The following is an 11929-nucleotide window of genomic DNA, read 5'->3' on the forward strand; positions in this document are numbered from 1 at the left end:
AAATTACGCGCCGGGCGCTGCTGGCAATGGCGCTGGTGAGCCTCCCGGTGACGCACGCCCTGGCCACCGTCTGCGTGAATGAGAACGGTGTGGCCACCGATATTTTCTACGATCTGACCGATAAATTTAACAGTTCCAACAACCAGATCGGCCAGATTGTGACCCTTAGCGAGAAATCGCAGTGGGTAGGCGTAAACGCCGTCTGTCCAAAAGGCACGTCGGGCAACACGACCAAGCGCAGCTACGTGACGAGCTTTCCGGTGACGTCAACGATTGATGGCTATAAGTACCTCAAGCTGAATGATTACCTCGACGGCGCGATGAAGATCACGGACAGCTACGCCGGCGTTTTTTATCCCCCGCAAAATTACATTCAGATGGGCAGCCACCCGAACGTCTCTAAGAATAAGCCGTTTGGGGTTAAGGACTCCAACCTGGTGTTTCGGCTCAGGGTGACGCGACGGTTTATTAACATGGTGGAGATCCCGCGCGAGACGATGTTCCGCGTGTACGTCACCACCTCATCGTCGGACCCCATCAACGGCACGCCGGTCTATACCATCAGCTATAGCGGCACGATCCAGGTGCCACAAAGCTGCGCCATCAACGCCGGGCAAATCGTCGAGTTTGACTTCGGCGACATCGGCGCATCGTTGTTCAGCCAGGCAGGGGCGGGCAATCGACCGCAAAAGGTCTCGCCGCAGAGTAAAACCATCGCCATCAAATGCACCAACGTGGAGGCAAACGCCTACCTGACGATGCGCATTGAGGCAGATAGCGGCAGCGTGAACGGCAACATGCTGGTGTCGGACAACAAGGACGTCGGGTTTATCGTTGCTAACAGCAACGGTACGCCGTTAACGCCTAACAGCCTGAGCAGCAAAATTCCGTTCCGCCTGGACGACAGCGCGCAGGCGCAGGTAGGCATCCGCGCCTGGCCGGTGAGCGTAACGGGTAATAAGCCGGCGGAAGGCCGCTTTACTTCGCGCGGCTATCTGCGCGTGGATTACGATTAAGGAGGCGCGATGCGGAACGTAACCCGATATGCGGCAGCAGCGCTGCTGATGCTTCATGCCAGCGCCGAGGCGAACAACGCGCTGGGCGAAATTAACATCCAGCTGTACGGCAACATCGTCGATTTCACCTGCGTCGCAGAGGGCAGCGATAGCGACAAGACGGTGCAGCTGGGCACCTGGCCGACGAAGCAAATCAAAACCGCAGGCAGCCGCACTCAGGCGGTGCCGTTTACGCTAAAGCTGACCGGCTGTCCGCCAGGGTCCGCCTCGATCACCTTCTCGGGGAAACCGGCAGGAAGCGATAACAGCCTGCTGGCGTTAAATGACGCCGGCGCGGCCAGCAACGTTGCGGTAGAGATCCGCGATCGTGATAAAACGCGGCTGGCGCTGCAGCAGGCGAGCCAGGAGGTAGCGGTGGATGCGCTGGGAAATGCGGAACTGTCGTTTTACGCTAACTATATTGCCACTGCGGATAATCCTCAACCGGGGCGGGCGGATGCCGATGCAACCTTTATGATTAATTATAATTAGCCCTAACCGCACTCCCTGCAACTCACATAAGTTGCAGGGAGTGATTTCAGGTTATAGCAGCTCGTGCGCCTTGGCGTAATCAATTAATTCCACGATGCTCTGCACGCCGAGTTTTGAATAGATATTGGATTTGTGCGCGCTAATCGTTTTATTGCTTAATAATAGTTGTTCAGCAATCTCCTTATTCGATAATCCATTCGCCAGATAGCGCAGAACCGTCACTTCCCGATTAGACAGCGGCATATCCACCGCCGCTCCCGTTCGCGAGCCGAGATGATTTATAAAACTCAGCGTTTCGGAGGGAAAGAAAGAATAACCGTTCAATATCATTTCAACCGCATTGTAGATCTCACCTAAATCTTTACGCTTGCTGACAAAACCATTTGCCCCGGCGCGAATAGCGCGTCCGGCATAAAAGGCTTCGGATTTTGATGAAAGGAACAATACCTTAATGTCTTTATTTAAGTTCCTGATTCTCTTAAGTAAAGCGAATCCATCGGTCCCTGCCAGTTCGATATCAAGGATCACTAAATCGATGGGGTGGTTACGTATACAGTCGAGCACTTCGTGACTATCGCCAGACTTAAGCTTGACGATGATGTTTTTATTTTTCTGTAGCAGGACTTCTATCGACATTCTGACGATAGGGTGTTCGTCCATAATGATAACGGATGCCGGTTTCATTTTTTATGCCTCAGATTGTTGAAAGCGTTATGTTGAGTTTTGTAAAACTCTCGAAAAGCCGGAAGGATAATTGTGCAGATCCTTATACGGTAGTATTTCCCTGGAAAGAACGTAAGCATCCTTCTTAACGTAGTGATGAAAACAATGCCTTAGCGCGGTTGTATCATTTGGCTATAAAAGGCAAAAGAGTTTTTCTTATTAATGTTTGAAACACGTCTTATTATACCGTTTAAGCTTTCTCCGAAAAGACTGTAAATTAATTTCGAACCCTTGTTGTATATTATATTCTGGATATTAAGAACTATGTTTTTAAATTTAGGTGAATTATCCTGGTATTCGAATTAACACAATTTTTCGTCTTTATGTAATAACAAAAAATAAAACATCCCTCTATATGTTGATCAATTGTTAACGAATTGGTGCTGCATTTCTCGGTCTCGTGTTCTTCCTGAAAGCGGAAATATTCCTTCCGCATGCGCCACGCCGTCAGTTGAAAGCCTCAGCGCTCCCCGGCTGTGCTCCTGAAACGAACAGCAGGATATGCTGATTGGTTTGGTTCCTCCTGAGGCTTGTAGCCGGTCAAGATGGCTGTTTTTAAAGAAAATATATCTTTACGCGGATAATTTGCGCTGCATCAAAAATGAAATAATGCGCTAACATAACGTCATTTTTTAGCATTAATAAGTGATGCGTCGAATAAATTAGGAATAGTTGCAATCTTTAATGCAATGTTAAAATTAAACAAAAAAGAAACATTGTTGATAAGTAATTTCTTAAAGGTCTTTAGGAATGAAGGGGTTAGTACGCGAGTTAAAGCGTGAAGTCTGAGAGGTTATTGAGAAGATGCAGTAGCTCCTGCCGATGGTTCAGCCCAAGCTTCGTCAGAATACAGCTAAGACGATAAATAATGCGGTTATAGGGACGGTTGTGCAGGAGCGCAATTTGGCGCAAGGATCGGCCGCGCGCCAGCTCCTGTAAAATAGGCCACTCCTTTCGTGAAAACCACTCCGCTTGACTCGGCTGAAGCGGCTGGGCATCCATAAGCGTCTGCTGCAGTGTTTCTGCCGTGAGCTGGCGCTCAAGCACGTGAAACGGGCCCGCGGCTTTGCAAAAGAGTCGCGCATCGTAGTCGTCGGCGCGAATCAACAGATTCGGCATGATAAAGGGCGGGTACAGGCTGTGGCGCCTGAGCCTGTCCAGAAGATCGAGCATCGGGCTGGTGCGCCCGTCGATGTCCACAACAAGGCGCGCTGACGGCCAGTGGTTGAGGGCGAGCAGCGCCGAATCCAGCGTGGTGTAATCACAGCAATTGCTCAGTGGAGATTGCCCCTGCAAAAGCCCGGCGCGAAGGAAGTTATCCTGAGTGACCAGGATGACAAAAGGTGAATCCGTTTTGCGAGTCTGGTTGATAGACTGGCTCAAAAATTCAAGGCGATCGAAAAAAGGAGGAGCAAAAGGCGAATGTGTAAATCCCAGTGAATCACTTCCCGTTCGACGCCGCCTGTAACGGCGTACTGTCATTCGCATGGCTTCCCTCTCGGCGATGACCGCTTATTCCTCCGGCCATGTCCAGGATGGCCAGTAAAATCCCTGGCCTAATCCCGCGCCAGCCCGCAGCGCGCAGGCATAATCTTTCTCTGTCTCAATACCTTCAATGAGGACATGCCCGGCAATATGTGTACAGAGCGTAACCAGCTTTGTCAGCGCGGGCGTGCCGCGCAACCGCCAGAATGCCAGCTTATCGATCTTGATCCCGCTTAACGGTAGCCTTTGGGATAGAAAAGGTTGCACCGTGGCTTCGTCAAGGTCATCAAGCCAAACCTGATGCCCCCGACGACGTAGCCACCTTAAGCGGCGGATTACGTCACGCTGGCGCGGGGCAGGGAGATCAAAAAAGGCATTCGGATCGACAATCTCAACGTTTAGCGGAGGCGCATTTAGCGCAAGCATCCGCTGAAAATTGTCGCCCTCGCTAAACACCGTTATCGGCAAATTGACAAAAAGGTTGTGGCGTTCAAACGCGCTTTGCAGCGCGGCAAGCTGAATCTCCAGCAGAATAAGCGACTGTTCGGCCGAGCGATTGCGAAAAAAGCGTTCACTTTGCTGACGTGGAGATAACACGCTCAGAACTTCGACCCCAACGCGCCGCGATGAGGCGAGGGCGACGATGGGTTCAAGCTTGATTCCGGTGATGTCGTGAGAGAGTTGCTGCAAGCGGGAAGAGGTGGATGTCAGATTTAGCGCGGTCACTCCGTTGTCCTGTTGTCTGCCGTAGAGATTGCCTCAGCAGAGTGTGACGGGGTGATGTAAAAGAGAGTAGCGGGCGTTACTTAAATGTGACCAGGCTTTTTCGCACCCGTCGTCCTGGCGGCAAAAAGAGAGGGAAATGTTGAAAAAACAGCCGGATTTACAATCAGCTAGCCCTTCTCAGCTGGTAAGATGGAAAAGGCATTGACTCACCTGCCATTGACCGTATAATTCCACGCGTTTCATGCCGCGAAGTTCACCCTTCTCCGTGCGCCCTTAGCTCAGTTGGATAGAGCAACGGCCTTCTAAGCCGTAGGTCGTAGGTTCGAATCCTACAGGGCGTGCCATTCAATCGCACCTCTCGTTGCGTTACTACAGCCCTGTAAAAAAATGCACGCTAGTGTTTTATCTCCCGGATGTTCAGCGCCTGTGGGTTGGTGATGAAACCGTGTGGGCATTTCTTCGCGCGACAGTGCAGGGAATAGCTACAGAGGGAATGTTCTGCATGCTTATTAAACGGGCAGGTCATCTTGTCTTCAATTTCTTTCCATAGCGTTTCATTATACGGTGAGACGTTGTAGACGATCAGCGATTGATGAACCCCATTGATGATAATCCCGTTTTTTGATGGCTTAATGATGTCTCCGGGCCGCAGGAAAACATTGCTTTCATACCAGATGATCATTTTAAGGAATTTAAGACCCACAATCGCAGTATAAACAATGCCTGTATTTGGGCAAATTACTGAGCTCATCACTTTCCAGGCCATAGGAGTACCTTATATGCAGCGTGATAGATGAAAATACGGTGTTAAAAAATCATAGAGCTAAATTTTTAGCATGAATATAGACTTTAGGCAATCATGTAACTAATTGATATAGATCGTATTTTTATTAGATTTAAGTGAAATTACTTTTATTTCATGGAGATAAGTAAAATCTTGCTTGTGTAAAATTTCCTGGCATTTACAAATCGTTTAACATTTTCCGTCTGATTTTTGATTATCACGATTTTTTATAAAGAATATATTCTTTACATCGTGGTGCTTTTTTATCCTGTGCATGATGACAGCATTTTTCAGCGCGTCGCGTCGGGCAGTTAATGTTTCAGTGTAAATACCACTTATATAGGCTCAACCTCTCGTTAACTGCATAAGAATATAATGATTTCCGTTTTGTCGTCTACCGAAAAAGCTTATTGCCTGTAATTACTAAAATATATTTTAATATCCAAATGGCTTTTTTAAATTGAACGCGAGAATTGGCAGCAATGCTGTTTTCTTTTTGCGCGTTTGCCGGATGCGCCGGTTTCTTATTCACCCGCCGGAGGAATGCGCATGTAGTGCGCTGCATCGAAGAGAAACGCGAGAGGATTTATGCTTGATCATAGAAAGATAATGAGTATAGTTCTCATTCTCTTTAGTGGCTGCGGGCTTTGACGGACATTTCCCGCCTTTTCAGTGAGCAGATCTCACACGGACACTGAGTATACGGTGGATCCTGCTCGGGCCCTGCGGCCTGCCAATACAACTCAAACAGCAGCCCGATCCTCCCCTTTGATTTTCTTTGAATGGTAAAGGATGTTCCTGATGGCCAAAACACTGTCCGTGCTCGCGCTTGCGATCGGCGCGGCTACGCACTCCGCCTCCGCGGCAGACGCCCCAAACGAGGACACCCTTGTTGTCCAGCCCGCTCCGGCTAAAGATTTCAGGCCCGGCGGTGACCAGCTTGTTCCGGCCTTCCTTGATGGACAGGTCGCCAACGGTGGTCGCATGGGTATGCTTGGCCAGCAGAACGCCATGGACGTGCCGTTCAACGTTATCAGCTATACCTCGAAGCTGGTAGAAGACCAGCAGGCTAAAACGATTGCTGACGTTGTCGCAAACGACGCGGGCGTGCAGTACGTGCAGGGCTATGGCAACAGCGCGGAAAGCTTCCGCATTCGCGGCCTGAAGTTCGACGGCGATGACATGACCTTCGGCGGCCTCTCCGGCGTGCTGCCGCGCCAGGTGGTGGATGCGCAGATGGTGGACCGCATTGAGATCTTCAAAGGCGCGAACTCGCTGATGAACGGCGCGGCAAGCTCCGGCGTAGGCGGCATGATAAACCTTGAGCCAAAACACGCGGGCGAAACGCCGCAGGCCAAAGTCGGCGTGGATTACACCTCTGATTCACAGTTTGGCACCACGCTGGACGCGGGCCGCCGCTTCGGCGACAGCGACCAGTTCGGCGCGCGCGTTAACCTGGTCCACCGTGAAGGGGAGACGCCGATTGCCAACGATCGCCGCCGCACCACGCTGCTCTCGACCGGGCTGGACTACAGGGGCGACAGCTTCCGCACCTCGCTGGACGTGGGCTATCAAAAGAAAACCTTCCACGGCAGCCCGACCAGCGTCAACGTTTCGGCCGTGGACTTCATTCCGACGCCGCCGAAAAACGACCGCAACTTCTCGCAAAAGTGGGCCTATAGCGACATTGAAAACGAGTTTGGCATGTGGCGCAGCGAATACGATATCACCGACCGCTGGACCGCCTACGCGGGCCTTGGCGCGCAGCACGCGCACGAAGAGGGGCTCTACAGTGCGCCGAAGCTGCTCAGTGAGGATGGCACGGCCCAGGCCAGCCGTCTGGACACCAACCGCATCAGCGACTCCGTCAGCGGCATGGCGGGTATTCGCGGAAACTTCGATACCGGCTTTGTCTCGCATAAGGTCAACGTTGGCTACTCGGCGATGACCAAAAACGAAAAAATCGCCTGGAAGATGTCGGCGGCGGCGGATAACCCGTATACCAACATCTATCACAATACCGGCGTTAATCCACCGGACAGCACCAACCTAAACGGCTCGGGCGGCAACTACAGCGACCCGTTGACCAGCGGCCGCACCCGCACGCAGGGCTGGCTGCTAAGCGATACGCTTGGCGTGCTGGACGATACCCTGCTGTTCACCGTCGGCGCGCGTCATCAGAAGGTGGTTATCCGCGGCTATAACAAAGTGACCGGCGCGGAGAACGAGGCGGACGGCTTCGATGGCAGCCGCTGGATGCCAACCTACGGCGTCGTCTACAAGCCGTGGAGCACAATCTCGCTTTACGCCAACCATACAGAAGCGCTGCAGCCGGGGAAATCCGCGCCCAACACCGCCACCAACTACGGCCAGAGCACCGGTATCGTTCACTCTAAGCAAAACGAAGTGGGCGTGAAGGCGGACCTTGGCCGCCTGGGCGGCTCGCTGGCGCTGTTTGAGATCAAAATGCCGTCGGCGATCCTCGACGGCAATAACCACTACGGGCTGGACGCCGAGCAGCGCAACCGCGGCGTGGAGCTGAACGTATTTGGCGAGCCGATGCTGGGCATGCGCCTGAACGCCAGCGCCACCTGGCTGCAGGCCGAGCTGACCAAAACCAAAAACGGCGTGAACCAGGGCAACGATGCCATCGGCATTCCGAACTTCTACGCCGTGCTGGGCGCGGAGTATGACATCAAGCCGATTGACGGCCTGACCGCCACCGCGCGCGTTAACCACTCTGGCTCTCAGTATGCGAACCTGGCGAACACCAAAAAGCTGGATAGCTACACCACGCTGGATCTGGGCGTGCGCTATCGCTTCGCGGTTAACCACAGCGAAAATCAGATGACCGTTCGGGCGGGCATCGACAACGTGACCGATAAAAACTACTGGGCCGCCGTCGACGACTCCGGTACCTACATCACCCAGGGTGAGCCGCGTACCTTTAAGGTCTCGGTCGGCTACGAGTTCTGAGTTCCACCTCGTCATCCGGGGCAGGGATGCCCCAATCCCTTGCTACCTCCAGCATGAAGTGTTAAAACGTGCCCCTTCTAAAAAAGAGACAGGGGTAGGACGTGAAAGACGCGTCATCCGCTTCAGGCAACGACAGCGCTGAAGCCACGTCGGAAACTAATCCGACGCTGCAACGTGGTTTGCAAAATCGACATATTCAGTTAATCGCCCTTGGCGGCGCAATTGGTACCGGGCTGTTCCTCGGCATTGGACCTGCCATTCAAATGGCCGGTCCGGCGGTCATTCTGGGCTACGGCATCGCCGGCATCATCGCCTTCCTGATCATGCGCCAGCTCGGCGAAATGGTAGTAGAAGAGCCGGTGTCCGGCTCGTTTGCCCACTTCGCCTACAAATACTGGGGCCCGTTTGCCGGCTTCCTTTCCGGCTGGAACTACTGGGTAATGTTCGTCCTCGTGGGCATGGCCGAGCTGACCGCCGCGGGCATCTACATGCAGTACTGGCTGCCGGACGTCCCGACGTGGGTCTGGGCAGCAGGCTTCTTCATTATTATCAACGCCATTAACCTCGTGAACGTGCGCCTTTACGGTGAAACGGAGTTCTGGTTTGCGCTGATCAAGGTGCTGGCGATTATCGGCATGATTGGCTTCGGCCTGTGGCTGCTGTTCTCCGGCCACGGGGGCGAGCGGGCGACTCTCGATAATCTGTGGCAGCACGGCGGCTTCCTGGCAACCGGCTGGAAAGGGCTGATCCTCTCTCTGGCGGTGATTATGTTCTCCTTCGGCGGGCTGGAGCTGATTGGGATTACCGCCGCTGAAGCGCGCGATCCGCATAAAAGCATTCCGAAAGCGGTCAACCAGGTGGTGTACCGTATTCTGCTGTTCTACATCGGTTCGCTGGTGGTTCTGCTGGCGCTTTACCCGTGGGTGGAAGTGAAGTCCGACAGCAGCCCGTTCGTGATGATTTTCCACGATCTGAACAGCAACATAGTCGCTTCGGCGCTGAACTTCGTCATTCTGGTGGCGTCGCTGTCGGTGTATAACAGCGGCGTGTACTCCAACAGCCGCATGCTGTTTGGCCTCTCCGTGCAGGGCAACGCGCCGAAGTTCCTGACCCGCGTCAGCCGTCGCGGCGTGCCGGTGAACTCGCTGATCCTCTCCGGCGCGATCACCTCGCTGGTGGTGCTGATCAACTACCTGCTGCCGAAAGAGGCCTTTGGCCTGCTGATGGCGCTGGTTGTCGCCACGCTGCTGCTCAACTGGATCATGATCTGCCTGGCGCACCTGCGCTTTCGCTCGGCGATGCGCCGCAAGGGGCGCGACACCCAGTTCAAGGCGCTGCTTTATCCGGCGGGGAACTATATCTGCATCGCCTTCCTGGCCATGATCCTCGTGCTGATGTGCACCATCGACGACATGCGCCTTTCCGCAATGCTGCTGCCGGTGTGGGTGATCTTCCTGTTTGTGGCGTTTAAACTGTCGCGTAAAAAGTGACACGTAATGGCCCCCTCCGGGGAGCCATTTTGAAAATAACGCCTGCTCAGAAAGCACATTCAGTTGAAAGGGGTTTGTTATACTGCTGTGCATTAACCAGCTGATTCAAGGATGAGTAAATTGAAAATTATCAAGTATTTATGGGTGTTAGCGATCTTTTTCTCTAATGTTAGCTATGGTGCTAACGTCCGATGGAAACATCCCACCCCGTCCAGCACGCTCGTCAACGCCGCGTTAACAGAAGCGCAAGTGATACGCAGCGCAAAGGGAAAAGAGATCAATCTTGAGAACGTCTCAAGCCTGACGGCACTGGCAGCCGACGATCAACAAGATGATTTTTTTCTGACAACAGTCGACCCTGATTTAACCCTTCATACGAAGGGCTTTTCCCGTAATCCGGGGATGATTGGCTTAATATTTGAGGAAAGCTTTCAGCGGGCGGGTATACCAGACAAACCCGTGAAGGGATTTGTATATCAATACAAAGGTAAAATCATTGGCGCAACGTTCTCCATGCCGCACATGACCCATTCAGAAAATGAGCGCAGTTCAATGATTCTGCATACTCAGCCTCTGTCGCCGTTCACTATCACTGTATTGTATCAGGATGGCACAACGGCGAGCTATGACGTGAAGTCGGTAGAAACGAGAGCGCGTTTTGGCGGTGGTTTTAAGAGTAAGCAGCTGGACTCTTTTGATGGCAAGCTGTGGCTCAACTTTGATGAGAAATATCACTATTTCGTTGGTATGCCGTACAACCGGTAGTCAACGCAGGGGAGCGTCAGCAAGTGCGACGATCTGTTTCTGAATGCTCCCCGTCTTCCTCTTTAAAAGATATCGTGACCCCTCTCTCAATTCTGTTTCGATCCGCAGGATCTTTAATTTGTAATCGATTACTTTTCACCTGAACCATTTTTGTAATCGATTACTTTTTCTGGGTGAGGCTCGTTATGGTGTCAACAACTGAAAGTAGTGGAAAGGCGATAGCGCAGCATCGGCTGCTGGTCCCGCGGCTGTCGCTCATGATGTTCCTGCAGTTTTTTATCTGGGGAAGCTGGTCGGTTACGCTCGGCCTGGTGATGATCCAGCACAACATGTCTTTGCTGATTGGCGACGCGTTCTCCGCGGGGCCGATCGCGTCCATCCTCTCGCCGTTTGTGCTCGGCATGCTGGTGGATCGCTTCTTTGCCTCGCAGAAGGTGATGGCGGTGATGCACCTGGCGGGCGCCGCAATTCTGTGGTTTGTGCCGGGCGCGCTGATTGCTGAAAACGGCGCGCTGCTGATCGGCCTGCTGTTTGGCTACACGCTCTGCTACATGCCGACGCTGGCGCTAACCAACAACATCGCGTTTCACAGCCTGGCGAACGTCGATAAAACCTTCCCGGTGGTGCGTGTGTTCGGCACCATCGGCTGGATTGTGGCGGGGATCTTTATCGGCGTCACCGGTGTGGCATCAAGCGTCACCATCTTTCAGGTGGCGGCGGCCAGCTCCGTTTTGCTGGCGCTCTATAGCCTGACGCTGCCGCACACGCCGGCCCCGGCGAAAGGGCTGCCGGTGAAGGTGCGCGATCTGTTCTGCGCGGATGCTTTCGCGTTACTGAAAACACGCCACTTTTTCGTCTTCTCCGTCTGCGCAATGCTGATCTCCGTCCCGCTCGGCACCTACTACGCCTACACCGCCTCGTATCTGGCGGATGCGGGCATCGCCGACGTCAGCACCGCCATGTCCTTCGGGCAGATGTCGGAAATTTTCTTCATGCTGGTGATCCCGCTGCTGTTCCGTCGTCTGGGCGTGAAATACATGCTGCTGATCGGCATGCTGGCGTGGTTCGTGCGTTACGCCATGTTCGCGATGGGCGTAAGCGAAGAGGGGCGTTTCCTGCTGTACCTAGGCATTCTGCTGCACGGCGTGTGCTATGACTTCTTCTTCGTGGTGGGCTTTATCTATACCGACCGCGTGGCGGGCGAAAAGGTCAAAGGCCAGGCCCAGAGCATGATCGTGATGTTCACCTACGGCATCGGCATGCTGCTAGGCTCGCAGATTTCCGGCGCGCTCTATAACCGGCTGGTGGCGGGGCAAACCGTGCCGCAGGCGTGGGTCACATTCTGGTGGATCCCGGCGGTGGCCGCGGCGGCGATCGCGCTGATTTTCCTGCTCACGTTTAAGTATGACGATGACAGGGCGTAACGTTCAGGG

General features: G+C 53.3%; 10 protein-coding genes and 1 tRNA gene. 7 read left to right on the top strand and 4 right to left on the bottom strand.

The window, feature by feature from the left end:
* The first annotated feature begins 2 nt into the window (after nt 1-2).
* On the top strand, nt 3-1016 hold the full coding sequence (gene fimH, locus V1599_RS08095) for a type 1 fimbria D-mannose specific adhesin FimH (RefSeq protein WP_395301564.1): 1014 nt from the start codon (nt 3-5) through the stop codon (nt 1014-1016).
* 9 nt (nt 1017-1025) lie between these two features.
* A complete protein-coding gene (gene sfmF / locus V1599_RS08100; protein ID WP_297119523.1) occupies nt 1026-1547 on the top strand; it encodes a fimbria assembly protein in 522 nt (173 codons plus the stop codon).
* A 51-nt stretch (nt 1548-1598) separates the two neighbouring features.
* Here the strand turns inward: sfmF and fimZ are convergent, their stop codons facing one another.
* The 3 genes from fimZ to V1599_RS08115 form a co-directional block, all read right to left on the bottom strand.
* Nucleotides 1599-2231: a fimbria biosynthesis transcriptional regulator FimZ gene (gene fimZ, locus V1599_RS08105; RefSeq protein ID WP_112011372.1), complete on the bottom strand. Its 633-nt coding sequence runs from the start codon at nt 2229-2231 to the stop codon at nt 1599-1601.
* 810 nt (nt 2232-3041) lie between these two features.
* Nucleotides 3042-3758, bottom strand: coding sequence for a DNA-binding response regulator (locus tag V1599_RS08110; RefSeq protein WP_297119518.1), 717 nt, complete (start codon nt 3756-3758; stop codon nt 3042-3044).
* 24 nt (nt 3759-3782) lie between these two features.
* A complete protein-coding gene (locus tag V1599_RS08115) occupies nt 3783-4481 on the bottom strand; it encodes an EAL domain-containing protein (RefSeq protein WP_395301311.1) in 699 nt (232 codons plus the stop codon).
* 267 nt (nt 4482-4748) lie between these two features.
* Between V1599_RS08115 and V1599_RS08120 the strand changes: the two genes are divergently transcribed.
* Nucleotides 4749-4825 (top strand) — tRNA-Arg (locus V1599_RS08120).
* Between the two features lie 50 nt (nt 4826-4875).
* Here V1599_RS08120 and iraM read toward each other — a convergent pair.
* Complete coding sequence (gene iraM / locus V1599_RS08125; protein WP_112011374.1) at nt 4876-5247, bottom strand: anti-adapter protein IraM; 372 nt, start codon at nt 5245-5247, stop codon at nt 4876-4878.
* A gap of 810 nt (nt 5248-6057) precedes the next feature.
* Here iraM and V1599_RS08130 point away from each other — a divergent pair.
* The 4 genes from V1599_RS08130 to V1599_RS08145 all read left to right on the top strand — a co-directional run bounded on the left by V1599_RS08130 (nt 6058) and on the right by V1599_RS08145 (nt 11920).
* A complete protein-coding gene (locus V1599_RS08130) occupies nt 6058-8241 on the top strand; it encodes a TonB-dependent receptor (RefSeq protein ID WP_395301312.1) in 2184 nt (727 codons plus the stop codon).
* A 101-nt stretch (nt 8242-8342) separates the two neighbouring features.
* On the top strand, nt 8343-9731 hold the full coding sequence (pheP, locus tag V1599_RS08135; protein WP_395301313.1) for a phenylalanine transporter: 1389 nt from the start codon (nt 8343-8345) through the stop codon (nt 9729-9731).
* Nucleotides 9732-9851: 120 nt separating this feature from the next.
* Nucleotides 9852-10496 (top strand): hypothetical protein, encoded by a 645-nt coding sequence (locus tag V1599_RS08140; RefSeq protein WP_395301314.1) that lies wholly within the window; start codon nt 9852-9854, stop codon nt 10494-10496.
* 185 nt (nt 10497-10681) lie between these two features.
* Entirely contained in the window at nt 10682-11920 is a 1239-nt protein-coding gene (locus tag V1599_RS08145) for an MFS transporter (protein WP_395301315.1), read from the top strand.
* The last annotated feature ends 9 nt before the right edge of the window (nt 11921-11929 follow it).

Origin of the sequence: Enterobacter sp. ECC-175 (genome assembly GCF_043968675.1) — a bacterium.
Classification (GTDB): Bacteria; Pseudomonadota; Gammaproteobacteria; order Enterobacterales; family Enterobacteriaceae; genus Enterobacter.